Annotated in this window: 18 protein-coding genes and 1 pseudogene; 9 read left to right on the top strand and 10 right to left on the bottom strand. The window is 48.2% G+C overall.

Annotation, left to right across the window (positions count from 1 at the left end; all coding sequences use genetic code 11):
* Positions 1-2 precede the first annotated feature (2 nt).
* A complete protein-coding gene (locus tag A8O23_RS21990; protein WP_262506449.1) occupies positions 3-137 on the top strand; it encodes a hypothetical protein in 135 nt (44 codons plus the stop codon).
* 273 nt (positions 138-410) lie between these two features.
* Here the strand turns inward: A8O23_RS21990 and A8O23_RS12930 are convergent, their stop codons facing one another.
* From A8O23_RS12930 to A8O23_RS12915, 4 genes are all read right to left on the bottom strand, one after another.
* On the bottom strand, positions 411-1,616 hold the full coding sequence (locus A8O23_RS12930) for a phosphoglycerate kinase (protein WP_066621841.1): 1,206 nt from the start codon (positions 1,614-1,616) through the stop codon (positions 411-413).
* A 423-nt stretch (positions 1,617-2,039) separates the two neighbouring features.
* On the bottom strand, positions 2,040-2,837 hold the full coding sequence (locus tag A8O23_RS12925; protein WP_066621839.1) for a hypothetical protein: 798 nt from the start codon (positions 2,835-2,837) through the stop codon (positions 2,040-2,042).
* A gap of 240 nt (positions 2,838-3,077) precedes the next feature.
* On the bottom strand, positions 3,078-3,281 hold the full coding sequence (locus A8O23_RS12920) for a helix-turn-helix domain-containing protein (protein WP_066621837.1): 204 nt from the start codon (positions 3,279-3,281) through the stop codon (positions 3,078-3,080).
* Between the two features lie 2 nt (positions 3,282-3,283).
* Positions 3,284-3,811, bottom strand: a complete 528-nt coding sequence (locus A8O23_RS12915) for a DUF2975 domain-containing protein (protein ID WP_066621836.1) — start codon at positions 3,809-3,811, stop codon at positions 3,284-3,286.
* A 399-nt stretch (positions 3,812-4,210) separates the two neighbouring features.
* On the opposite strand from A8O23_RS12915, the gene A8O23_RS12910 reads away from it, so the two are divergent.
* Genes A8O23_RS12910 through A8O23_RS12895 form a run of 4 tightly spaced genes read left to right on the top strand, consistent with a single transcriptional unit; the run spans position 4,211 to position 9,830 of the window.
* Complete coding sequence (locus A8O23_RS12910; protein WP_066621835.1) at positions 4,211-6,913, top strand: D-alanine--D-alanine ligase family protein; 2,703 nt, start codon at positions 4,211-4,213, stop codon at positions 6,911-6,913.
* On the top strand, positions 6,910-7,698 hold the full coding sequence (locus tag A8O23_RS12905) for a PASTA domain-containing protein (protein ID WP_066621834.1): 789 nt from the start codon (positions 6,910-6,912) through the stop codon (positions 7,696-7,698). Before A8O23_RS12910 ends, A8O23_RS12905 begins: the two co-directional genes overlap by 4 nt.
* Before the next feature lie 9 nt (positions 7,699-7,707).
* A complete protein-coding gene (locus tag A8O23_RS12900) occupies positions 7,708-9,528 on the top strand; it encodes a T9SS type A sorting domain-containing protein (RefSeq protein ID WP_082883037.1) in 1,821 nt (606 codons plus the stop codon).
* The gene (locus tag A8O23_RS12895) at positions 9,525-9,830 is read left to right on the top strand and encodes a rhodanese-like domain-containing protein (RefSeq protein ID WP_066621826.1); all 306 of its coding nucleotides are present in this window, start codon (positions 9,525-9,527) and stop codon (positions 9,828-9,830) included. The genes A8O23_RS12900 and A8O23_RS12895 overlap by 4 nt, the downstream gene beginning before the upstream one ends.
* An 873-nt stretch (positions 9,831-10,703) precedes the next feature.
* Here A8O23_RS12895 and hrpB read toward each other — a convergent pair.
* On the bottom strand, positions 10,704-13,142 hold the full coding sequence (hrpB, locus tag A8O23_RS12890) for an ATP-dependent helicase HrpB (protein WP_066621892.1): 2,439 nt from the start codon (positions 13,140-13,142) through the stop codon (positions 10,704-10,706).
* Between the two features lie 134 nt (positions 13,143-13,276).
* Here hrpB and A8O23_RS12885 point away from each other — a divergent pair, with 134 nt between their 5' ends.
* Entirely contained in the window at positions 13,277-15,844 is a 2,568-nt protein-coding gene (locus A8O23_RS12885; protein WP_066621824.1) for an AAA family ATPase, read from the top strand.
* A gap of 279 nt (positions 15,845-16,123) precedes the next feature.
* Here the strand turns inward: A8O23_RS12885 and A8O23_RS12880 are convergent, their stop codons facing one another.
* Positions 16,124-16,330, bottom strand: coding sequence for a GNAT family N-acetyltransferase (locus tag A8O23_RS12880; RefSeq protein ID WP_204377691.1), 207 nt, complete (start codon positions 16,328-16,330; stop codon positions 16,124-16,126).
* A gap of 557 nt (positions 16,331-16,887) precedes the next feature.
* Between A8O23_RS12880 and A8O23_RS12870 the strand changes: the two genes are divergently transcribed.
* Positions 16,888-17,547, top strand: coding sequence for a GNAT family N-acetyltransferase (locus A8O23_RS12870; protein WP_074988375.1), 660 nt, complete (start codon positions 16,888-16,890; stop codon positions 17,545-17,547).
* Positions 17,548-17,724: 177 nt separating this feature from the next.
* Positions 17,725-18,636 carry a hypothetical protein gene (locus A8O23_RS12865; RefSeq protein WP_066621820.1) on the top strand — a complete coding sequence of 304 codons (912 nt, stop codon included), beginning with the start codon at positions 17,725-17,727 and terminating at the stop codon, positions 18,634-18,636.
* A 251-nt stretch (positions 18,637-18,887) separates the two neighbouring features.
* Here A8O23_RS12865 and A8O23_RS22095 read toward each other — a convergent pair.
* From A8O23_RS22095 to A8O23_RS12855, 3 genes and pseudogenes are all read right to left on the bottom strand, one after another.
* Positions 18,888-19,049, bottom strand: a pseudogene (locus A8O23_RS22095) (GNAT family N-acetyltransferase); the annotation flags it as partial.
* 28 nt (positions 19,050-19,077) lie between these two features.
* Positions 19,078-19,668, bottom strand: a complete 591-nt coding sequence (locus A8O23_RS12860; RefSeq protein ID WP_066621817.1) for a TMEM175 family protein — start codon at positions 19,666-19,668, stop codon at positions 19,078-19,080.
* A gap of 177 nt (positions 19,669-19,845) precedes the next feature.
* Positions 19,846-20,148 carry a GNAT family N-acetyltransferase gene (locus A8O23_RS12855; RefSeq protein ID WP_066621815.1) on the bottom strand — a complete coding sequence of 101 codons (303 nt, stop codon included), beginning with the start codon at positions 20,146-20,148 and terminating at the stop codon, positions 19,846-19,848.
* 165 nt (positions 20,149-20,313) lie between these two features.
* On the opposite strand from A8O23_RS12855, the gene A8O23_RS12850 reads away from it, so the two are divergent.
* The gene (locus A8O23_RS12850; RefSeq protein WP_082883035.1) at positions 20,314-23,463 is read left to right on the top strand and encodes a DUF7948 domain-containing protein; all 3,150 of its coding nucleotides are present in this window, start codon (positions 20,314-20,316) and stop codon (positions 23,461-23,463) included.
* Positions 23,464-23,572: 109 nt separating this feature from the next.
* On the opposite strand, the gene A8O23_RS12845 is transcribed toward A8O23_RS12850, so the two are convergent.
* Positions 23,573-24,466, bottom strand: coding sequence for a pirin family protein (locus A8O23_RS12845; RefSeq protein ID WP_066621812.1), 894 nt, complete (start codon positions 24,464-24,466; stop codon positions 23,573-23,575).
* Positions 24,467-24,566 lie beyond the last annotated feature (100 nt).

Raw genomic sequence — 24,566 nt, 5'->3', positions numbered from 1 at the left:
GTGTGCGAAGTTCCATAGAGGAGGTGGCCATTACTGCCTTGGACCGCCTGTCCGTGCTCCCGCTAAGCGCCTGCGTGCCCTTGGCACTGCGTTGCCCGCTCCCGCAGGAAAGGCTAAGGTGGTTTCATCAACCCTAGCTTAAAGTTAACTCCTGCAAATACTCCCCCTTTGAAGGGGGCGAAGGTGGATGTTTACACAAGCTGATCCACGCATTGTTGATGCTATATCTATAATATTTTTTAAAGGGGCGGGGCTTCATAAGTTTTCTAACTGCCAGAATATAATCAACTACAGTAGCAGTGACATGGGTTAAGCTGTTTTCAGCCTCTTTTCCCTAAAACAGCCCTAAAACAGAGGAGGCGGCAAGTGATCTTGCCGCCTCCTCTGTTAGCTATTTAAACCGCCTGCTACTACAGTGGGCTTTCTTCAAACTGAAGAGCTAGTACGCCTGGTAGTTGCTTGCCTTCCATGTACTCTAGTAGGGCGCCGCCGCCGGTAGACACGTAAGACACGTCGTGGGCGTGGCCCATTTGGGTTACGGCTGCTGCTGAGTCGCCGCCGCCAATGAGGGAGTAAGCGCCGCTTTTGGTGGCTTCTACCACGGCCTCGGCAATGGCTTTGGTGCCAATGGCAAAATTCTCGAATTCAAAAACACCCATAGGGCCGTTCCACAGAACTGTTTTGGAATTGCGTACCACCTCGGCAAAAGTAGCGCGAGTTTCTGGTCCTATGTCCAGACCCATCCAGCCGTCCGGAATGGTGCCGCTGGTAACTACGTCGCGGTTGGCGTTGTTGTCAAAGGCATCAGCAATAACAGTGTCTGACGGTAAGTATATTTTTACGCCTTTTTCTTCGGCTTTCTTCAGCAGGTCTAACGTGAACTGCAATTTGTCTTCTTCTAAAAGCGAGTTACCGATTGTTCCGCCTTGGGCTTTGGCGAAAGTGTAGCTCATACCGCCGCCAATAATAAGGTTATCTACGCGGTCAAGCAATTGCTCAATTACCTGAATCTTATCTGAAATTTTAGCGCCACCCATAATGGCGGTAAAAGGACGGTCAGCGTATTGCAGTACCTTTTGGGCGTTTTCCAGCTCAGACTGCATAACCGTGCCGCATACTTTATCATGCGGGAAGTAGTCGGCGACAATGGCGGTAGAGGCGTGGGCGCGGTGAGCAGTTCCGAAGGCGTCGTTCACATATACATCGCCCAGCAGGCTTAGTTTCTCCGCGAAGATCTGATCGCCTTTTTCTTCTTCTTTGTGGAAACGAAGGTTCTCCAGCAACAGAATCTCACCAGGTTGTAGGCCAGTGGCCAATTCTAGCGCTTCAGCGCCAACACAGTCAGGTGAGAATTTAATGGTAGTCTGGAAAGTCTCGCGAAGCGTAGGTAATAGGTGCTTTAACGAGTACTTCTCCTCCGGACCACCTTTGGGTCTGCCCAAATGCGACATCAGAATAACCGAACCACCGTCGTTCAGAATTTTTCGGATGGTGGGTACCGCCGCTCTAATGCGGGTGTCGTCGGTAATCTCAAAATTATTGTTGAGGGGTACGTTGAAATCTACACGTACCAGGGCTTTCTTGCCGCTGAAGTCGTATTGGTCAATGGTGGTCATATGGGTAAAGTTTGGTACTAGCTACGCAATTCCTCCTGTATCAGGTGCAGGCAAATATAACAATTCTATTTAGTTATGGCGCGAAGATGGCGTTTTAGGGCTATTTTCTGAAAATCAGGTCTGAAACGAGTACGGGTACTACCCCTGATTTAGTTCGGTAGCGTCTGATAATTTTGTTTAGATTCGTATCGGCCAAGGTTTTGGAGCCGTCGCTTATTTACTTTTTATGTTCACCCACCTGCTGGTCAATACCCAGCGGTACAGCATTGAGATTGGTTTTGTGGAAATACGGTGAGCGTGGTAATTATGCAGTTCTTAGTGTTAGTGGACATTCTGTCACAAACCTTGAAGGCGACCAATGCAAATCCGGTGGTGTATATAAGGGCGGATAGATAAGGGAGGTGAAGAATTATTTAGTCAATTTTATATTGAACTGAGTTGTGTTCTCATCACTTCAAATTCATGTATAACCGTGAAGTTTGATTGTACATTTCCTTCTTGTTTTAAAGTTATTTCGCCGCTAATTATATAGGAGCCAATTTCTGAAGGGAAAAACAGTAAAATGTAATGAGGCCCTGACTTTTTAATAAAAGGTTTTAAGGTAATATCGCTGCCATTTCGTTTACAGGTAACCCCAGAGAAGTCAAATTCTGTATTCGGGTAACTTTTTTCTTTGGCATATAGGGTTAGAATTACTGGCTCTTTAATTTCGTATACTTTTTTGTCGAGAAGCAATGGAATGGTAAAGGAGAAATCACAGGAAATAACATAAGCTCCAACTTTAGCTGCGTGCGTTTCAATTAGTTCCCCTTCTGCCACGGTGGTCAAGTGTAAAAGATTATAGTACAAAAGGCTATCTTCTGATTCTCGTACTTGTTTCCGTAACTCGTTTATAGAACTCAATAACTCTTTTCTGTTTTCTTTCTGTTTTTTATACCGTGCCTCAATAGAATCAGAGTAGAGCAATAGGCTTTCTTTGGTTTGGCTGCGCATGAAGTCTTTTCGCAAATCAGCTATCTTGTGGCATTCTGCTAACCTCCTTTTATCATTAGCACGAAAACCAGTTTCTTCAATCATCTCACGCATTGAGAAAATAATACGCTCATTCGTTGAGATATTCCGGCTGCAGGCCTCTCTTCTTACTAATAACTCAGATGAATTATATTTTTCAGAACAGGAGAAAAGCACAAGGGCAAATAAAAGTTGTAAGACTATTTTCATGTACCTGGTTTTTTAGGAAGTAAAGATTGATGATAGTCTTTTCAAGTGTACTGTTGTGGGAAACTTGTCTAACAGGGCAGTGTTTATAACTACAACTTTTAATGCTTTAGTAATTTACAGGTAAAATCTAAAGAATAATAAATATATTTTAAAGATACTGCTCCGTCTCCTTGCTTTTACCTTTTGGTAAAGTGCTTAGATTCTGCTGTTTATCCAAATGGAATGAGTTGCTGCATCAGGTCATTCCACGTATTCCAGAATATCGGCGGGTTGACAATCTAGTGCTTTGCAAATGGCTTCTAAGGTGCTAAACCTAATGGCTTTGGCCTTTCCGGTTTTCAAGATAGAGAGGTTAGACAGCGTCAACTCCACTTTCTCAGAAAGTTCATTCAAAGACATTTTCCGTTTCGCCATCATCACATCTAAGTTCACGACTATGGGCATGGTTAAACAGTTAATTCGTTTTCTGTCTGTAACTCAATTCCTCTTTTGAAGACCTGGGCAATAATGAAGATGATGCCGGCTAAAAACAGGAATTCACTGCTTTCCCAGTGCAGGGGCAGAGCAATTCCGCTTTTCAGAAGCACTTTACTGTAGCTCTCCGCCACCAAACCCACAATGCCGGTACCTAGGGCTGTATGACTTATTTTGGAAATGAGCGCCGCATTGGTTGCATTGAAAGGAGTGGCATAGTCAAATTGAGAGAAAATCTTCACCACTAAATATGCCAAATAAGTTTTCATGCCAGACAGGAAAATAACCAAAGACATTACTGATACATATTGGTTTTGGCTGGCCTTAAGTAAAGAGTGAAGGTCAAGGCCCAGGTAAATATCTTTCGCCCCTTCTGGATTCACGAAAAGGCTGACAAAAAATGAAATGACCAACGCACCAGTTTTGATGCACAACCCAATGAACACTATCCAGAAGATAACATTCATGATGGTTAAAATAAGCTTTGTTTTAGTTTCCATTTTTTATGATTTAATGTGATGATGCAATAGTCAATAAAATTTTATTGAAAAACAATAAATATATATTAAATTTAAAAATGGTATAGGATGTAGGAGGGGGTGTAGTCATACAGCAGAAAGTAAACTTTTTACTTTTGCAGGTAAAGTCATTCAAGGTAACCGGTGTATGCCTGCAGGTCTAGTAAAAGAAGCTGGTGTTTTCGGGCGGTTTTTGTAAAAACAGGCTAAAAACACCAGAAGAGGTAACTCAAGAGTTTACCGTTGATACCTAAGTTACATCTTGGTGTAAATATATTTTCCGGGCAGAAACAAGGAGAGAAGGAGAGTAAGCCATTTTGGGCGCGAAAATCGAGGAACGAATAACTAACAACAAATAACGAAATCAGTATCTTTGCCTTAATGAAAATTGGAATCATCTTCGGAGGACCGTCCCGGGAGCGCGAAATCTCTTTCGCCGGCGGTCGTACCGTCTTCGATAATTTAGATAAATCGCTGTTTGAGGCCGTTCCGGTGTTTGCCGACAGCCTGGGCAACTTTATTCGGCTAGACTGGCACTACATCTACAAAGGCACCATCCGCGACTTTTATCCGCCTGTTGATGTGGTTCCGCACACTGAGCACGGTCTGCAGATGTACCTGGAGAGCCTGGGGCAGCTGAGCGAGGAGGAGTTAGATGCCATTGCCGCCAAAGTAGGCAAACGTATTCACCCGCACCAGTTCAAAGAACTGTTTGACTTCGCGTTCCTGACCCTGCACGGGCCGTACGGCGAAGACGGCAGCATTCAAGGCTTGCTGGAGTGGTACGGTATACCGTATTCCGGTTCCGGCATTTTGCCCTCGGCCATTGGTATTGACAAGATTGCCCAGAAAGCGCTCTTGAAGCAGCATGGTTTTGCCACGCCAGATTACCGCATCCTGAGCCTGAAAGAGTGGAACGCCACCAAAGACCATAGCACCATTCTAGACAATTTAGTAGCCGACTTAGGTCTGCCGCTGGTGCTGAAGGCTCCGCACCAGGGTTCATCTATTGGCGTATCCATCATCAAAGAAAAGAACCTGCAGTTGTTTGAAGAAGCGGTGGCACGTAGTCTATTCTCCATTACCCTTCGCAAAAGCGAGTGGAACAGAAAGAATCAGACGCAGCAGCTGAACTTCGTCAAAACCCTGACTGATATCCGCGAAGGCATTGGCTTGCCGGTACAAACCGAGGCGGGCGAATTGATATATGCGCCGGAGGAACTGCTGAGCTTCCTTTCGGCCTCTTTTTCAGAAAACGGCCCGGAAACCCTCACGCTTACCAACGTGGAGAGCGAGACGCAGGTATTGGTAGAAGGCTTTATCAACGGCCGCGAGTTCTCCTGCATTGTGGTGCAAGACCAGCAGGGAAACCCCATCGCGCTGCCGCCTACCGAGATCCGGAAAGGGGGCGAGGTGTTCGATTACCGCTCTAAATACCTGCCTGGCCTGAGTCGCAAAATCACGCCTATTGATTTGCCTACGGAGCAGATTCAGGAGATCCGGAAGCAGTGCGAGCGCCTGTACACTAGCCTCGGCTTTAACGTGTATGCGCGTCTGGATGGTTTTATTACCGAAGCAGGGGAGATTTTCCTGAACGACCCCAACACCACCTCTGGTATGTTGCCGTCGTCGTTCTTCTTCCACCAGGCCGCTGAAATTGGCCTGAACCCGTCGCAGTTCCTGACTTACATTATTAGAACTTCATTGGCGGAGCGCATTAAGTCGGGCAAAAACACCGCTCAACTGACAGCCTCGCTTAAAAAGTTAGATGCGGCCATGGCCGATGAAAGAGCGCACCGCCACGACAAACTGCGGGTAGGCGTGATTATGGGTGGCTATTCTTCTGAACGACATATCTCGGTAGAAAGCGGCCGGAACATTTACGAGAAGCTTTCTTCGTCTACCAAATACGAGCCGGTGCCCATTTTCCTGACCGGCAACGACGAAACGCACCAGCTGTACCAGATTCCGATCAACATCATGTTGAAGGATAACGCAGATGATATAAAGGAGAAAATTGAAGCGGCAGAGGCAGGCGTGCCAACGCACCCGGTGCTGGCGCAGATAAAGGAAGAAGCCAACAGCATCACCAAACTGTACGCGGGTAATTCTCTGCAGAAGCCGCAGCGCCTGACTTATGAACAGCTGAAAAGTCTGGTAGACGCGGTATTTATTGCTTTGCACGGCCGTCCGGGCGAAGATGGCTCCTTGCAGGCGGAGCTGGAGAAATTCCATATTCCGTACAACGGTTCGGGTATTCAGAGCTCGCAGGTGACCATCAATAAGTTTGAGACAAACAAGATTCTGCGTGAGAACGGGATCAAGGTGGCGGAGCACATGCTGGCCTTCAAGAAAGACTGGCAAGCCGATAAAGAAGCATTCTTCCAGCACATTGAAACAAACTTCGGCTATCCGTTTATCGCCAAACCAGCTGACGACGGTTGCTCGTCGGCGGTAAAGAAAATCAAGAGCCGGGAGGAGCTGGAGGCTTTTGCAGAGCTGATTTTCAGAGACAGCGTGGAGATTCCGGAGAATCCGGCCCGGGTGCTGAAGCTGAGCTTTAAAGAAGAAGTGCCGCTAAAAGGCTATTTCCTTATTGAAAACCTCATCAGCAAAGAAGGCGCGAAGCACTTTTTGGAAATTACCGGAGGCCTGCTTACCAGTTATGCCCCCGACGGCAAAACCCAATATGAGATCTTTGAAGCCTCTGAGGCATTGGCGGAGGGTGAGGTATTAAGTTTGGAAGAGAAGTTTTTGGCAGGCGAGGGGCAAAACATTACACCTGCCCGCTACGCCAAAGACCCCGAGGAGCGCCAGCGCATCTCGGATCAGGTGAAGAAAGACCTGAAACGCGTGGCTGAAATCCTGCGCATAGAAGGCTACGCCCGTATTGATGCTTTTGTGCGCATACATGAAGACGGAAACGTGGAAACCATCGTTATTGAGGTAAATTCATTGCCCGGCATGACACCCGCCACATGTATTTTCCACCAGACCGCCATTAACGGCTATAAACCTTACGATTTCATTGACCGCATTCTGCAGTTTGGCATGGAACGTACCAAAAAGATTGTCAATTCATGATAAAGTTATTGAGAGCCCAGACGCTGGGTGATGTGTTCAAGCATATCATCATTATGGTGGCCATAGTGGCGCTGCTGTTGTTCCTGTTCTTTTTTGTGTACCTGCCCAGCACCACCAACCACGGTGAAACCATTACAGTGCCTAAAATCACGGGCATGAGCGTAGAAGAGCTGGAAGATTTTCTGGGAGACAAAGACCTGAATTTCTACGTGAGTGACTCTACCTACCAGCAGGGCGAGGAGCCTTTCACGGTCATTACCCAGGAGCCCAAGCCAGGGGAGAAGGTGAAGAAAGGGCGGAAGATTTACGTGAACATCAACATGAAGAATCCGCCGCTCATTAAAATGCCAAAGCTGGTGGATGCCTCTATTGGAACCGCTGAAAAGATTCTGAAAAGCTACGATCTCATTTTGGGTGAGATCAAGTACGTGCCGGACTTGGCACATAACTCAGTACTTCGCCAGTTTGTGAACGGCCGTGAAATTAAACCGGGTGATCCGGTAGCCAAAGGCTCCAGGGTTGATCTGGAAGTGGGCAACGGCGAAGGAAATACTGAATTAGAAGTACCTGATCTGGTAGGTATGCCCATAGATGAGGCTATTATGGTCATTGCCGGGCAAAACCTGCAGCAAGGGGCGGTTATTTACATGAATGCTCCCAACGGAGAGCCAGACGGAACCGTATTGAAGCAGAGACCGGTGCCAGGCGAAGGCGCCATGATCAGAACCGGTGAACTAATTGATCTTTGGGTGGCTGGACCTAAACCACTGGAGCCCATCAACTAAAATTGAAACATGCAGAAATGGTTGGCTGTTTTGTGTATTGGATTGTGCAGCGTAGGGCATGCGTTTGCTCAGGTGCTCACCCCAATCACGAAACAGCCAGTTTCTTTTTCTGACCAGCCGCACACAGCTAAGGCAACAGGTGAGCCTGCTCCCTTAGCTGACGAAGACCCCATATCACTTCCTTTTTTTGACGATTTTTCTAAAGCCGAAGGAAATCCTGACCCGGCCCGTTGGTTGAGTAAAGGCGGTGTGCTGACGAGCAACCGCTTTGCCGCTAATTCCCGCACAGTCTCTGCCGCCACCTTTGATGGCTTGAAAGCGAACGGTGAGCCTTATGGGGGAATCTCTTCCGTAGGCCCCACTGATACCCTTACGTCCCGTCCTTTGCTCTTGGGTCATCTGCAGCCCCAGGACTCGGTGTACCTGAGTTTCTTCTGGCAAGCGGGCGGACTACTGGATGCACCTAACTTTTCCAGCGCCAACCTCTATTATCTGGCCCTGGAGTTCAAAGAAGCAAGTGGTGTCTGGACCCAAGTGTGGAGCCAGCAGGGCAACGGGCGCAGCACTGATTTTGCCGCCGTCATGCTCGCACTAAAAGAGGCGAAGTACCTGCACGACAACTTCCAGTTTCGGTTTGTCAGTAGCGGAAGCCAGTCTGCCATGCGTGATGTGTGGCACCTGGATTATGTAGTTCTGGACAAAAACCGCCGAAAAGGGCAACTACAAACCTTGGATGTAGCCCTTACAAAGCATATTCCTTCGTTGCTACGCCGCTTTACGGCTATGCCCTATTGGCAATTCATGCTCAACCCAGCCGCCGAGTTACGCACTGACGTAGGGTCTGAGTTGGTGAATTTAAGCGGAGTGCCCGCTGCCATTAGCTGGCGCGCGTACACCAAGAATCTGTCTACGGGCGCCGCAGATACATTTCTAACTGGCAGTGCAGCTATCAATCCGGGCACTAGGCGCACCATAGCCGCAGCCCCTTCGGTAGATTTTATCCGGAACCAGAACGGACCATTTTCCCTTCAGACTTCTCTGTTTCTGAGCACAAAAGAGCCAAACTTTTTCACCCGCTATAACGACACCCTCACCAGAAGAACTGATATTCAGAATTTCTACGCCTATGATGATGGCACCGCCGAGACAGGGTTCAGTTATCCGTCTAGCAACACGGTGCAAATTGCCTATCAGTTTGAGGTGACACAGCCTGATAAGGTGAAGCAGGTCATGATGTATTTTACCGGCACCAACACCCCTGGCACCGAGTTGTACCTGAGGGTTTGGACCGACAACGGGGGCAAACCCTCTGACCAACCCGTGCATGAACAGCGGTTTTTAGTGCCCGCTACCCTGAATGAATGGTTAAATGTAGAACTGACCACGCCCATTGAAGTGCAGGGGCGCTTTTATATTGGCTTCCGCCAACCCGGCGGCTCCGCGTTTGTGAATGTAGGATTTGATTTTCAGGAGAACGCCGTGGAAAAGATCTTCGCCATTAACGGGCCGGGAGACTGGAGTACCATATCTGGTTTTGCAGGAGCTCTGATGATGCGCCCGGTCATGACAGGCCTTTTGACTTCCGTAGAGCCTGAACTTGCCGAGAGCAAACCATTTCTCTACCCTAACCCAGCCACAGATTTTGTAACAATTGGGCAGAAGCTAAACCGGCTGGAGCTCTACAGTTTAACAGGTCAAAAACTACGGGTATGGGAGAATTTGACAGCAGGAGCGCGTCTGGAAATAGGCGGTTTGCCCGCGGGTGTTTATCTTGTCAAGGCATTTAACGGTACCCAATTTAGAACTACTAAACTTATCCTTCAGCCATGATAGTATCTGATATTACTGCCGCCGAACTGAAACAGCGTTTGGCCAACAATGAAACCCCCATCATTATTGACGTGCGTGAGCCTTGGGAGCACGAAGAGCAAAACATACCAGGCAGCCAATTAATCCCTTTGGGCTCTCTGCCTGAAAAAGTGGGTGATCTGGAAGAGTACAAAGACAAAGAAGTGCTCATGCTTTGCCGTTCGGGCAAACGCTCTGCCACTGGGCAGGCTATTCTGCAGCAGCAAGGTTTCAGCAACGTGCGTAACATTACGGGTGGCATGCTGGCTTATAACGAGGCCTAAGTTTTTTTTTGCAAAGCCCCGTTTTTGCCTTGTTATTATAAAAGCAGGGCGAAAATGGGGTTCTGCTTTTTGGGGAGCAGTATACTTTTGTGTTTTGAATGATAGGCTAAAAACATAGTTATGGTGAGCAGGAATGATTTTAGGTTTCTGTCGCATTAAAGGTATTCCCCCTTTGAAGGGGGCGAAGGGGGATGTTTACACAAGCAGATCCACGCATTCCTAATCCTTCTCATTTGCGGTCATCCCGAGCATTGCCGAGGGATATAAAGAAGACCTTCTGTAGCAGGCTATGATGCTTCTGCCACCGCAGTTGGACAGGTCGCGACCTGTCCGTACATTATCTTTTTTCCCGCTCCCGAGCTGGCGTAGCGGCTGCTGATCCAAGGCCTGACGAGACAGCCTTCTCCGTGGCTCTGGCTCCGTGCGCTCACGGCCGCGAGGCCCCGCCCTGTGGATTCGCACTGCCCTTTTCACTAGACCTTCGGTCTTGCCTAAAGGCACCGCTCAAAGCGAGGCGCTCATCCCCACGGCTGGAAGAGGTTCCAATTCTGCCTCTTGTGCTGCTGTTGAAATGCTGCTGTTGGTTTTCTATTGCTGTAGTTCCTGGGTAGAGTCACTCGCGCTAACGCGCATCTCCTTTTCTTTCTTTAGATGATGATAGTTGTTGTTGTTGTGCGTAGAGTTAGCGACAGCGCTCTACGCACTGCCGGACAGCCAATCTCCAGATTGGCGCCACTGCTCACTATTTACTGCTCACTGGTTACTGTTCACTGCTTACTGCTATGGTGTAGACCTGCCAGTATCTGTGCCAACAGCCAGTCAACTCCTAAAAAACAATCAACAACTAACAATCAACAACCAACAACCAAAGTTCTACCGCCAATTCACCTTCGGGAAGCGTGCCTTCAAAGAACCTCTCATTAACCGGTATTCCTCTTCCCAGAAATAAGGCAGGCTATTCACTATTTTCAAAGGCTTAAGGTCTGGGGTGAGCAAGTGCAGGGATACGCCTACGTCGCCACCGTCTACCGTTGGATGCTTTTCCCAATCAAAAATGTCTTGTAGCCGGACTTCCAGCACCGGCGGCTGGGCGTTCTCTGGGTAATATAGTTCTACCGGATGGCCGTCTGGCAAGGAGAGTGTGGTTGGGGCCAGTTCTTCCAGCAGCTTTTTGTGTTCATTACTCAGCATGTTTTGCAGCAAAGGCAGCAGGTCAATGTCAAACAGATCCTGACCAATTTCCACGTCTTCTAAATGATACGCCAGCCACTCGTGGCAGGTGAGCAAAAGGGTGGGGGTGCTGATATCGGGGAAGCCTTCGGTGGGGTGCCATTTACGGAGGCTGAGCACGCGGTTCTGGAACTGCTTTACCTCTTCGGAGAAGTTAAGCCAGTCTTCGCCTTCACGCTTGATGGTTTCGCAGATGGCTTGTACCAAAAAGCGTTCGTCGGGCTCGGGGAGGGGTTTGCTCTGGAGCACGATGTTGCCGATGCGCAGGTCCCGGGATGCCGTTAATTCGCCTTCCTCGGGGTCCCAGCTGACCACATCTTTCTGCTTCACCAGCGGAGCCAGGTCTTTGGGGTTGAGCGGCGAGGCCAGGAAAATGCGGCCCGGGCCGTCGCCGCCGGCGTGCAGGTGGGCAATGGCTAGCCAAGGGTCATGCGCCAGGTCGTCGCGGTGGCCGGCAGAGGCGTACTTGCCGTTGGCGAGCTGGAACTGGGCGTTGTTGCCGGGGCGGGCGCAGGCGATGCGCTCGGGGTAGCAGTTGGCCAGCAGGAAACCTGTTTCATAGGGGTCTACGGCGCCGTTTTCGGGCTCTATTTTGAAAAGTCGGCGGTAACTGGCGGCTATCTTGTCAATTTTAGAGAAGCGTTTCTGGTGCAGGCCCTCTTTACGGGTGCGCCGGAGCGCCTCAATGCGCAGGTTCAGGTCAATGCCGGCCTCGCGGGGCAGCGGGTCGCGCTCTTCCAGCAGGGCGGCAATGTCAGTGGCCAAAGCCAGCTGACCGCTTTCCTGGGCGGCCAGCAGCATGTGGGCCAGGCGCGGGTGCGTGGGCAGGGCGTGCATGGTGCGGCCGTGCTCGGTGATGCGGCCGTTCTCCAGGGCGTTGAGTTGGTGCAGGGTTTCTTGGGCGTGCAGCAGGGCGGCTTTGGGCGGCGGCGTGAGCCAGGTGAGCGCCCTGATGTCGGTGATGCCCCAGGCGGCCATGTCCAGCACCAGCGGAGCCAGGTCGGCTTCCTGAATCTCGGGGGTGCGGTGCGGGGCCAGGCGGGCGTGCAGGTTCTCGGTCCAGAGGCGGTAACAGGTGCCGGGGCCTAAGCGCCCGGCCCGACCGGCTCGTTGGTCGGCGGCGTCTTTGGAGATGCGTACCGTCTCCAGGCGGCTGAGGCCGGTGGCGGGGTCAAAGCGCTGGGTTTTGGCGAAGCCGGTGTCTACCACCACGGTCACGCCCTCAATGGTAAGGCTGGTCTCAGCGATGGAGGTAGCCAGCACCACTTTGCGCTTGCCGTTGCGGTCGGGCATAATGGCGGCGTACTGTTTGCCGGGGGGCAGCATGCCGTACAGCGGGTGGATGGCCACCTCGCGCAGGCCGCGCCGCAGCAGGGCCTCTACTTTCCGGATGTCCTGTTCGCCGGGCAGAAATACCAGCACATCGCCCTCTTTCTCTTGCAGGGCCTGGCGCACGGCGCGGTCGGTCATCTCGTGCAGCAGTTGGGCATCAGTCTCGCCGGCGTACTGCACGTCTATGGGGTATTGCCGGCCCTCGCTCACCACGGCCAGGGCGTTGAGCAGGCGGGTGAGTTGGGGCATGTTGAGGGTAGCGCTCATGACCAGAATGCGCAGGTCAGGGCGCTGGGTGGCCTGGGCTTCGCGGGCGAGGGCCATGGCCACATCGGCGTGGATGCTGCGCTCATGGAACTCGTCAAAAATGACCAGCCCCACACCCCTGAGCGCGTTGTCTGAGTGCAGCATGCGGGTGAGAATGCCCTCGGTGACTACCTCCAGGCGGGTTTTCTCTGAAATGCGGTTCTCAAACCGGATGCGGTAGCCTACGGTCTGCCCCACGTCTTCGCCCAGCAGCTGCGCCAGCCGTTCGGCAATGGTGCGGGCCGCCAGCCGACGGGGTTCCAGCATGATGATTTTCTGCCCGGTCAGCCAGGCCTCGTCTAAGAGGGCCAGCGGCAACAGGGTACTCTTGCCCGCCCCCGGAGGCGCATTCACAATGAGCGTGTTCTGGGCAGCGAGGTGTTCCCGCACGGAAGGGATAATCTCCCGAACGGGCAGGTCTATGGTAAATGGGTTGAAAGGCAAGGGGATGAATTTTATAGAATTCAAAAATAGTATATAAAATAAAAAAAAGATAAAAAATAAATATTAGGATCTTATATATATGAAATAATTAATTTATAGATTTACGAACTGACCTATTAAAAATTATATAATAAATGGAAAATTTAAAAAGTCAAATAGCTAACTGGCTGATGCAATATCCTTACTGGCTTCAGTTTTCAGGTAAAGCATTACTAGATGGGGAAAATTTGAATGAGGAGCTAATTAATGCAACATATGAATTGTTTTTAGAGGATGAAGGATTGAAGCCCAGTATAATAGTAAGGCAGCCAATATTATTTGAAATTGAGGAAAGTAGTCAGATTGGTGAAGATGACCTAAGATTAATAGAGGTTAAAGATATACAGAATGTAAACGCATTAGCTACTGGTCAAATAATACCCTTCCATAATAACCTTACTGTAATATTTGGCGCTAACGGAGTTGGTAAGTCAGGTTATGTAAGATTATTTAACAGAGCGTTTAATTCTAGAGGAGACAAACGTATTCTTAACAATGTTTATGCAACTGTTAGTAATGGAGAAGCATCATGTAAGTTTGTTTTTAAAGTTGGTGATGATAAGCAGTATGAACTGCTCTATCCTGAAAATAAAGGAAGTAGAGAATTTAATAAATTTGCAATTTTTGATACTGAATGTGCTAGAGCTCATATTCAGGAAGAAAATAAGCTGTTGTTTACACCGAGAGGGTTTGAGTTTTTTGATCAACTGATTACTATTTTTGAAAACATAAAAGAGCGATTGAGTGTTGAAATTGGAAAAAATAAGAAAGAGAACGAGTTTGTAGCTCTTTTTAAAAATGATAATGAAATTAGAGATATAATTCATAAACTAAATTTTGATTCTGATTTAAATAAAATTAATAATTTAAAAGATTATGATAATGATGAAAGAGAAGCCTTGCGAAAACTTAACCTTATAAAATCAGAGTTGACTTTATTGAATATTCCTTTAAAGATAACAGAAGCTCAAAAAAAGTATAGTTTAGTAGAGTCTTTTTTATTAAGTATTAATCTAATTCAAGATAAATTCTCTAAAAAGAATTTAGAAGATTTTTGGAGTTATATAAATACATATAAAGACCTTCAGCAAAAATCATCTGTAGATGGCGTTAATGCTTTAAATGATTTAAATATTGGAGCTCTTGGAAGTAAGGAGTGGAGAGAGTTTATTATTTCCGCAAAAAATTATATTGCAAAATTGTCAACGGAGGGAGAAGTTAGTCCAGACTATCCAGTAGAAGGTGATAAATGCATTTTCTGTCTTCAGGATTTACGTCAATCTGAGAATGATATTGTTAATAAGTATTGGCAATACTTGAAGAGTGAATATGAAAGATCTTTAGAAGTTATTTCTAAAAATTTAGGAGAAATAAAAAACAGACTTCAAAATTTATCTATTCCTGAACTGTCTGACGATTCTGTAGTTTTAAATTGTCTTGCAGAATCTGATGTTAAAACGGCTGCCAGATGGAAGGCTATTGTATTGAAGTTTCTAGATGTAAAAGGTCAATTAATAAAAATATGTGAAGAGAAGGCATTTGTTGAATTTGATATACCATTTGAGGATACCCAAGATTTAAAAGATTTGCTAGAAAAGTTTTCAATTGAAATAGAAAATTTAAGAATTAAAAATCCAGCAAACGAGCTTGTTGAAATAGAAAAACAAATACAATTTTTAAATGATAAGTTGTTGTTAAATAATTTACATAATAAAATATTATTGTATGTGAATCAATTACAATGGGCTGAAAAAGCTGGTCGCTCATTGAATGGCTTACGAACAAATTTTATTACAACTAAGCAAGGACAGTTATTTTCTGAGCATATTACTAGTCAGTATACTCAAACCTTTAAAAAAGAGTGCGAATTTTTGAAAGCCCCAGCAAGTGTTGATATTAGTCAAAGGAATATTAAAGGTCAAACATTAAGAAAGTTGCAGATAGCAGGGCAAACTGCGAATTCCGTATTAAGCGAAGGTGAACAAAGGTCAATATGTTTGTCAGACTTTCTTACTGAAGTACAGCTTAATCATAATAATAGAGGTGTCATTTTTGATGACCCAGTTACTTCACTTGATCATGAGAGAAAAGAAATAATTGCAACTCGCTTAGTTCAAGAATCTAATAGAAGACAAGTAATTATTTTTACACATGATATTTCTTTCCTTATATACCTTCAACTTAAATCGGAAAATCAACAAATAGGATTCTCTGTAACAACTCTTAGAAAATTTGGATCTAAAGTAGGAATTGTTAACCAAAGTATGCCTTGGATAGCTCAGAAAGTGAAAGACAGAGTAGGGTATTTGAAAAATGATCTTGTTAGAATAAAAAAGCTTGAAAAGGAAGAGAGAGTTGATGAATATAATTATGCAGTAAAAAGTTGGTACGGGCTTCTTAGAGAAGGGTGGGAAAGATCAGTTGAAGAACGATTATTTAAAGGGGTTGTCGAGCGATTTAATTTAGGGATTCAAACACAAAAACTTAAAAATGTTGCCATAACTGAGGAGTTTATACAAGCTATAGAACAAGGAATGTCTGAATCATCTAAATGGGTACATGATACTTCTCCAGAACTTAATACCACTTTTCCTAATTCAAATAAATTAAATGAAGATTTATTGTTTTTTGAAAATTTTACAAAGAAATGTGTTTCTGCATAAGTTTAAGTTACATATAAATATTAATGAATTAATCTGACTAAAAGTTTGAATCAGCCTTCCTCATAAAAACGCTCAATCCTCTTATATGGTATTAACCACATCAACGCCACCAGCACATAGACACCATTCGCGGCCCAGGGGCTCCAAATGGAGAGGGCTATGCCGGTCAGGTACAAGAGCGGGGAGAGTTTGTCTTTCAGATCTTTGCCTATGGCTTGTTTACGTTTTTAGCCTCATTTTCTAAAATGAAGCCAAAAACAGATAATTCAAAATCTCACTTTAACTCACAATCAGCCGCTCTTTAAACAGCACATCCCTAATAGATTCATCTTTTTTGAAGAGCATTTTGGCAAAGGGGCACACCGGGTTAATTTTGATGTTTTGGGCGCGGGCATACGCTACGGCCGCCATGACCAAGGCATTGCCAACGCCTCTCCCCGAAAAAGCCGGGTTCACCTCTGTATGCTCCATCACCAGTTTCTGCATGATGGCCAGGTATAGGTGAGCAGCCCCGCCTGGGCCTTTAGTTTAATGCTTCAATGTGGCCGCTGTAAAAGTACAGATAAGTCCTCCATTACATCTGTTGTTCAAAGACTTAAATCCCAGTCTTGAAATATTAAATTTTATTAATGTAATACTTTTAAATGTAACCTTTCTGGTAAAGGAGCCCTCTACCTTTGTGTCGTTCAATGAATCATTTATTCAACCACTTCATTAGAAAAGACTATGAAAACGCTTCCTCAAAACCAGAACACAGCCTGTGACAACGTAGAATGCACTTGCCAATCTTGTGACTGCGAAACCACTTGTGCTCATAACGCCTGCACCTGCTCTTGCGGCTGCTGCCAATAAGGTAGCCTTGCCGGCTGTGCTTTTTAAGCGCAGCCGGCACTTTTTTTCTTCCAGGGCAAGGTTGGGGTAGGCTTCAGGCCAGAAGAAATTAACCTCCAGCCTCTCATGGCCTCCCGCCTAGTTTCCACTTCTCAGCACGCTTCAAAATAAATTCTGCTACACCATCTATTACAAAGATTTTCTCTACCACTATGTTATACAGCTTTACCACCCACAATACCTTACAGCCACTGGCGCCTATGCCGGGTCTTACAATCTCTGAATGCCATGATCCGCAGCTAATGGCCATGGTAGGGGAGACAACGCAGGAAGAAACCCAACAACGCTTCGCCAACGGGCACAAAGCGTTTGTCGCCTATTGGCACGGTGAGCCTGCCTCCTTCGGTTGGATGGCTACCACCAAGGCCCGTATAGGAGAACTTAACCATGAGTTGGGGCTTCCTGCCCAACATGCCTACCTCTGGAACTTCAGGACCTTGTCTCGGTTCAGAGGGCAGGGCATCTATCCGCATTTGCTGCAGTACATTTTAAGCACTGAGAGAGCCCACACCGAATGTTTCTGGATTATGCACGCCCCGGAGAACAAAGCCTCTGAGCGAGGAATCACCAAAGCCGGCTTTAAGTTTATGGGTAAAGTGTCTGTGGTCAACGGCCGCGAGGTGATTTTCTATGACCAAAACCGTTCCGTTGACCTTACCGACGTGTTGGCTATGCTGGGCTTTACCGCCTCAGAAGAAGAACAAGCCACCTGCTGGAACTGCAGCAGTCCCTACATTAAAAACAAAAAACCCCAATGCTGCTGCTCTGAGGCTAAAACCGAATGCAACGCTCATCTTTTTCAGGCAGGGTAGACCAACCCCACGCCTTGGGACTATACAGCTGAAGTGAAAAGCATGGGATAAAGAAGCCAACGCTACTAAAAGCTCATGCAAAGCCAGAGGGTAATGGTTAGCAGGTTTCTGAGCAACCTGCTACCTTAGCTGCGGCTATTGATCAAGTAGAGAACAATTTACAGCTCTGTACAAGTTTTGGAAAAGTTACTGGAAGCCATAGACCAGCAAATGGTTTTTCACCAGAAAGTGAATCTGCTGTGCGCTGATTCCCTCAGCCCCTTCGGGTTTACGCCCGCTTTGGTGGATTATTTGCAGCAGCAGGCCCGTGCGCTGGTCAACCTGAGCCAACCGGAAGAAGACTATCTGCTGGAGCGCCTTGTGCACCAGGCCTTGGTGACGTTTAGCCAGGCAAACCAATTCTACCATTTCAATGCTTTTGACCGGGAGTCGCTCAAAAAGGTGTACCAGAAGTTGCTGAACCAGCTAAAAGAATTGCCGCAACCTATACCCGAGGAAGAGCTGCAACAACTGGCCCGTCGCCACTATCGGATTTTGCAGGGATGGCTTAAGAAAACCAATCCCTTTGCCAAGGCACTCTATACCGCCGAGGAACCTTACCTGGCGCAGGAGGTGGTTTGTGAGGAATATTCGGCGGCAGCCCAATTACAGCTTTTAGGCATAGACCCTGCAAAACTGCAGGAACCCATTCTGGATCTGGGCTGTGGGCAGCAGGCGTACCTGGTGCACCATCTCAGAAACCTTGGTTTAGAAGCCTATGGCATTGACCGGAATGTATCTCCGGGCAAGTTCCTTTTCCAGACCGATTGGTTTGAGTTTAATGTAGAAGACCGGCAGTGGGGCACCATACTCAGTAACGTAGGTTTTTCAAACCATTTCAGGCACCACCACCTGCGCGTTTCTGGCGACTACACCGCCTATGCTTCCCGCTACCGGCAAATTCTGTTGTCTTTGAAAAGAGAAGGCGTTTTCTATTACGCCCCAGATCTGCCTTTTGTAGAGCAGCATCTGCCGTTAGATGAATTCAAGGTACAAAAACAGCCTGTGCCGGGCACCAGTTACCATGCGGCTGCTGTGGTGCGGTTGTAGGTAATCGCTATAGATTTTCCTTTGGATTGATGAAATAGGGTGCGCTGTCTATTTGTATGCTCTTCAGAACTCTCCTGCTTTTGTCTACAGCAGCGAGGGTTCTGCCGCCTCGCTGGCGCGAGCTTGCAAAAATCAGCTACTACTTGAATTGACTCTTGAATGATAGAGGAATAAGTATTTACAAGATGCTATTCTATTTTTAGCCTCATTTTCCAAATTAAGCCAAAAACAGAAAATGCAAAAACTCTACTTCATCCTAAAACCAACCGCTCTTTAAACAGTAAATCCCTAATAGAATTATCTTTCTGATAAAGCTTTTTAGCGAAGGGACACACCGGGTGAATTTTGATATTTTGGGCGCGGGCATACGCTATGGCCGCCATGACCAAGGCATTGCCTACGCCTCTCCCTGAAAAAGCCGGGTTTGCTTATGGTCAAATTCTAATTGCCCTTTTCCTGAAGTTCGTACACCCGCTCAATTCTTTTATCTGGTATCAACCACATCAACGCTACAAACACATAGACGCCGTTCGCGGCTAAGGAACTCCAGAAGGAGAGGGCTATGCCGGTCAGGTACAAGAGTGGGGAGATTTTGCCTTTCAGGTCGTAGCCAATGGCTTTGGCCAAGAGTGAGTCTTTGCCGTTCTTTCTGATGATGGTCTGCTCCAGGGTCCAATAAGCAATAGAACAGAAAAGTAAGACAATGCCATACAAGGCCGTAGCCGCCGGCGCAAAGCTGTTTTCGCCCATCCAGCCGGTGGTAAAGGGAATCAAAGACAGCCAGAAGAGCAGGTGCAGGTTGGCCCAGAGCACATAGCCATTTACGCGGTTGGTGCTGTGGAGCATATGGTGGTGGTTGTTCCAATAAATGCCCAGGTAAAGAAAGCTAAGCACATAACTCAGAAACACGGGGAGGAGCGGTTGCAAAGCCTTCCACTCGGTGCCGTGCGGTACCTTTATCTCCAGTACCATAATGGTGATAATAATGGCTAACACGCCATCACTAAATGCTTCTAACCTGTTCTTGTTCATCTGGAGAAGGGTAGCTACAGGAGAGTTTTCCCTGTTTGTATGGCCGGTAAGGTACTATTTAATAGTATATTTTATAAAGTTAATATTCTTTATAGGCACTTTCAGCTGCACCAATATTATTTGTTTTAGGCCTCGTTTTTCAAAACCAGGCCTAAAACAGCTTTTTTTTTCTATGCTTCATCCTACTATCAACCGCTCTTTAAACAGCACATCCCGTATGGTTTCGTCTTGCTTGAACAGTTTTCTGGCGTAGGGGCAAAGGGGGACAATCTTTATTTGTTGGGCGCGGGCATAGGCCACGGCGGCCATGACCAGTTCCCGGCCCACGCCTCGGCCTGAGAAGGCGGGGTTCACCTCGGTATGTTCAATCACCATTTTCTGGGGCGTGTCCCAATGATAGGTAAGCAGGCCCGCCTGGGCCTTTAGTTCAATGGCTTCAAAGTGGCCGTTGGTGTCGGTGTTGAGGTGATTGATTTCCATAGGAGTGGGGCAGAAGTTTGCTTACTAGGAGTAAGGTACAAAAAGAAATTTAATGCTAGTAGAGCATCGGGAATTTCTGTTATTGAATCTCTGAAAATTACAGTACCTTAAACCTGTATTATAAAGTGAGATTGAATACTCCATTAGTTTTAGATACTGCTCTGTATGCGCCCCTTTGTACTGGTTCTCCTTTGTTTTTTATTTAGCCTAACAGCCTTTGCCGATGCGCCTGCACCAAATCGGTTTCCGGGGTTTGTGCAGAATAAGGGGCAGTGGGCGTCCCAGATCCTGTATACCACAGATTTGCCCCAGGGCTGGCTTTTCCTGGAGAAAAACGGGTTCACCTATGGGTTTTATGAACCGGATTTCTTTCATCTGGAGGAGCAGGAAGAAAAGGGGGATGCCCAAAGGAAATACCATCTGGGGCAGGTAGAAGAGGGGGAGGCGCCAAGGAAGTACAAGGGGCACGGGCTGAAGGTGGAGTTTCTGGGCGGGAATCCCAAAGCCGCCATCACCCACCATGCTACCTTGGCGGAGCGTCGCCATTATTTTATTGGGGCAGATCGGGCCCAATGGGCTACCGGGGTCACCACTTCCCAGGAGGTGCGGTATGCCAACCTCTTCCCGCGCGTAGACCTTAAATTCTATGCCAAAGGAGGCAAACTCAAATATGATTTTGTGGTGCGGCCGGGGGGGCAAGTGCCGGCTGTGAAAATGAAGTACACCGGCGCCGAGAAACTGGAAATCAGGAACGGGAAGCTGTACGTGAAAACGTCTGTGAATGAGTTCACGGAGGAAACGCCATATGCCTACCAGGTGGTAGACGGTCAGCAGCGGGAAGTGCCCTGCGCGTTTACGTTGGTGAACGGGGTGGTCGGCTTTAAACTGACGGGCCGTTACAATCCGGCCCTGCCCCTCATCATTGATCCTGAAATTGTTTTCATCAGCTATACCGGCACCACCACTTCGGTGTCGGCTAACTGTGCCACCGCCGATGACCAAGGCAACACCTATACGGCGGCGCAGGCCATGGGACCCAATTACCCCGTAACCGCAGGTGCCTTTCAGACGGTATTGCAGGGCACAAACTTAGCCATTTCAAAATTCAACCCGTCCGGTACGCAACTGCTTTTCGCTACGTACTTCGGCGGACCCGGCACCAGTTATCCCTTGGGCATGCTCATCAATAAAAAGAATGAGCTTGTCTTCTGCGGTACCACCACGTCAAAACAACTGCCCGTATCCCCTACGGCGTATAACCCCATAGGGCCGGCATCCTTTTCAGACTTCTTTATATCCAAACTAAACGCAGACGGCAATGACTTGTTGGCCTCTACTTATTTGGGCGGGAGCCAGATGGAAGCATCCATTGGTTCTACCGTACCTGCCGGCCTGGCGGAAGACAAAGAGGGTAATGTGATCCTCGCCTCTTCTACCAACTCCACAGATTTTCCTCTAGTGAACCCTTTGCAGTCACAGCATAAGGGTTTTCAGGATGGGTTCATCTCAAAACTAGACCCTTCGCTGTCTACGCTGTTGTGGTCTACCTATGTGGGCGGTACGCTCACTGATCGATTTTCAGATGTGAAAGTCGGGCCCTCCTCCGGGAACATCTACCTGGTAGGAAGCACCAGCAGCGCTGACTTTCCCGTGACCTCCGGAACAGTGAACAGTACCTTTTTAGGCACCAAGGACGGGTTTGTGTTGGTAGTGAACCCCGATGAAAGTAAAATGGTGGCGGCTACGTTTCTGGGTACCTTCGGCAACGACCTGGCGCAGCTTCTCACGCTGGACGAGGAGGAAAACGTATATGTGGCAGGGTATACCAGCGGTAGCTACCCGGTAACTCCAGGGACATTCCACACGGCTGGCGGCGCGGGCGGGCATTTCATTCATAAGTTAAATAATACGCTCACCACTACGTATTTCTCAACCCATTTAGGGAACAGTACCTTGTCTATTCCGGAGCCCATTCCCACCGCTTTTGAACTAGATGCATGCGGCAACATCTATTTAACGGCGTATTCTGTGCCTGATAGCCCGGTCACCCCCAATGCCTTTTATACTGTTCGCCGCAATCTATACCTTTGCCAATTGTCAAAAGATGCCAAAGAACTAGTATTCGGTACTTTCTTTGGAGGTACCGAGTTTGGGCATGTCCATTTGGCAAATCATAGTTATATATCTAAAAAAGCGGTTTTCTATAACATAGAATGCGCTGCTATTCCTACCGTTATTGCCACTCCGGGGGCCTATTCAGCCGGTCAAACTACCTCGTTTGACGGAATCATCTCCAAATTCCGTTTTGACCCACCGCATTTGGCGGCGGCGGGCGCTCTTACCCCTCCGCAGGGCTGCGCCCCTTATCAGGTGCATTTCCAGAACACAAGCGTGAATGCCATTTCCTATTCCTGGGATTTTGGCGATGGTACACCACCATCTTCTGAGGCTAATCCACGGCATAGCTTTGCAAATCCCGGCAATTACCGGGTGCGCCTGATAGCGAGAAGTGGCTTGGCCTGTTTCCCCTCGGACACTACGTATATTCAAGTGCTGGTAAAGGATGCTGCGCCAGTAACGGCAGCTGCGGCCACGCCCTTGCCATCTTGTGTAAACTACCAGGTAACGTTCTTTAACCAAAGCGTAAATGCTAGGACCTATCTCTGGGATTTTGGAGATGGCAGCCCCCCCGTCGCGGTTCCTAATCCCACCCATACGTATCAGCGGGAAGGTACTTTTCAGGTACGGCTCATTGCCTTTAACCCGGAATCATGCAATACCTCTGACACCGTTTTTGTGACGGTGAAGGTAATGCCGGTTATTACGGTGGCAGCCCAGGTGCAGCCTGTTCCCGTAGGCTGCGCCCCTTACACCGTACAGTTTGCCAATCTTACGGGTGGCAATACCTCTTACACCTGGAACTTCAAGGACGGTTCCCCCGCCTCTACAGAAGAAAATCCTACGCATACCTTTCAGGCGCCGGGTAGGTACCAGGTGCAGCTGACGGCAAAAGCCAACACTGATTGTTCGGTGGCCTCCACCTTTACGGTAGAGGTAGAGGTGCTGCGCATGTTGGTGGCACCTAACATTTTCACCCCCAACGGAGACGGTAAAAATGATTTCTTCACCATCGTCAATTTAGGACCCCGCACAAAGGTTAAAATCTATAACCGGTGGGGTAATCTGGTTTTTGAGAGTGATGCCTATGATAACCGTTGGCAGGGCCGCGGGCTAGCAGAGGGTACCTATTTTTATACCGCAGAGGCGCCAGATGCCTGCCAACCCATAAAAGGGTGGGTGGAGATTCTCCGGTAGATGCCCTCTTCTTCCTTAACCCCATCTCCTGCTTCTGTGGCCATGACCAGGTGTGGGTAAGTCAGCCTTCTGTTTTTGCCTTTATAAGCACCATTGACTGGTCAAGTTTCTACTTCTCCTTTAACGCCACCGGCTGCGGCGGGAGGGGCACGAAGTCGGTTTCGCCGGGTACGGGCGGGAAGGTCTGGGCGAGCCAACGTTCTTTGGCGTCCTCAATCTTTTCGCGGGTGCTGGCCACGAAGTTCCAGTAGATGAACCGCTCCTCGGGGAACGGCTCGCCGCCGAATAAGTACACCGTGCTGTTCTCCAGCATCTCAAATGAGCAGAGCGTGCTGTCTTGGGTCACCAGCATTTGCTTCGGTTCAAACACGTGGCCTTCGCCCACAATGCCGCCTTCCAGAATGTACAGTCCGCTTTCGCCGTACAGGCCTGCGCCAATGTTCACGGTTTGGCGGTGGGTGCTCTTGATTTCCAGAAAATACAGCGGACTATATACCGGCACCGGCGACGAGTGCCCCAGCGCCTGCCCGGCAATGAGTTTGAAGGTGAGGCCGTCTTCCTGCCAGGTGGGCAGTTCCTCTGCGGGGGTGTGCGAGAAGGCGGGTTCCATGTCCTCTAAGTGCAGCGGCAACGCCACCCAAATCTGGAGACCGTGCAGCATCTTTTCAGAGTTGCGCAGGTAATCAGGCGTGCGCTCGGAGTGTACAATGCCGTGGCCCGCCGTCATCCAGTTCACCGCCCCCGGTTGTATCTCCAGTTCGGTGCCCAGGCTGTCGCGGTGCATCATGCTGCCTTCCAGCAGGTAGGTAAGCGTGGAGAGGCCAATGTGCGGGTGCGGGCCCACGTCCAGGTTCTCGTGGTCAGAGAGGCAGGCGGGGCCCATGTGGTCAATAAACGCGAAGGGGCCTACCATGCGCTTGCCCCTGAACGGCAGCAGCCGCCCCACCAGAAAGTTACCGATGTTGCTGGGCCGTTCTTCTATGATATGTTGTATGTTAGACACAGTGTTGAATTAGGAATTAAGAATTAGGAATTTCGACCTACAGAAGTAAAAGTAAGGCTTTGGCTTCCGTTTCAACCATGGTTTTGGGCCACGGGGCTTG

Source organism: Rufibacter roseus (assembly GCF_001647285.1).
Taxonomy (GTDB): domain Bacteria; phylum Bacteroidota; class Bacteroidia; order Cytophagales; family Hymenobacteraceae; genus Nibribacter; species Nibribacter roseus.
The sequence above is the reverse complement of the archived record's forward strand: the minus strand, read 5'-3'. Positions and strand labels throughout refer to the sequence as shown.

Bases quoted from the DNA above. Each gene is read 5' to 3' on its own strand.
- A8O23_RS12930 (WP_066621841.1), bottom strand. From the start codon at position 1,616: ATGACCACCATTGACCAATACGACTTCAGCGGCAAGAAAGCCCTGGTA.
- A8O23_RS12925 (WP_066621839.1), bottom strand. From the start codon at position 2,837: ATGAAAATAGTCTTACAACTTTTATTTGCCCTTGTGCTTTTCTCCTGT.
- A8O23_RS12920 (WP_066621837.1), bottom strand. From the start codon at position 3,281: ATGCCCATAGTCGTGAACTTAGATGTGATGATGGCGAAACGGAAAATG.
- A8O23_RS12915 (WP_066621836.1), bottom strand. From the start codon at position 3,811: ATGGAAACTAAAACAAAGCTTATTTTAACCATCATGAATGTTATCTTC.
- A8O23_RS12910 (WP_066621835.1), top strand. From the start codon at position 4,211: ATGAAAATTGGAATCATCTTCGGAGGACCGTCCCGGGAGCGCGAAATC.
- A8O23_RS12905 (WP_066621834.1), top strand. From the start codon at position 6,910: ATGATAAAGTTATTGAGAGCCCAGACGCTGGGTGATGTGTTCAAGCAT.
- A8O23_RS12900 (WP_082883037.1), top strand. From the start codon at position 7,708: ATGCAGAAATGGTTGGCTGTTTTGTGTATTGGATTGTGCAGCGTAGGG.
- A8O23_RS12895 (WP_066621826.1), top strand. From the start codon at position 9,525: ATGATAGTATCTGATATTACTGCCGCCGAACTGAAACAGCGTTTGGCC.
- A8O23_RS12885 (WP_066621824.1), top strand. From the start codon at position 13,277: ATGGAAAATTTAAAAAGTCAAATAGCTAACTGGCTGATGCAATATCCT.
- A8O23_RS12880 (WP_204377691.1), bottom strand. From the start codon at position 16,330: ATGCAGAAACTGGTGATGGAGCATACAGAGGTGAACCCGGCTTTTTCG.
- A8O23_RS12870 (WP_074988375.1), top strand. From the start codon at position 16,888: ATGTTATACAGCTTTACCACCCACAATACCTTACAGCCACTGGCGCCT.
- A8O23_RS12860 (WP_066621817.1), bottom strand. From the start codon at position 19,668: ATGAACAAGAACAGGTTAGAAGCATTTAGTGATGGCGTGTTAGCCATT.
- A8O23_RS12855 (WP_066621815.1), bottom strand. From the start codon at position 20,148: ATGGAAATCAATCACCTCAACACCGACACCAACGGCCACTTTGAAGCC.
- A8O23_RS12850 (WP_082883035.1), top strand. From the start codon at position 20,314: ATGCGCCCCTTTGTACTGGTTCTCCTTTGTTTTTTATTTAGCCTAACA.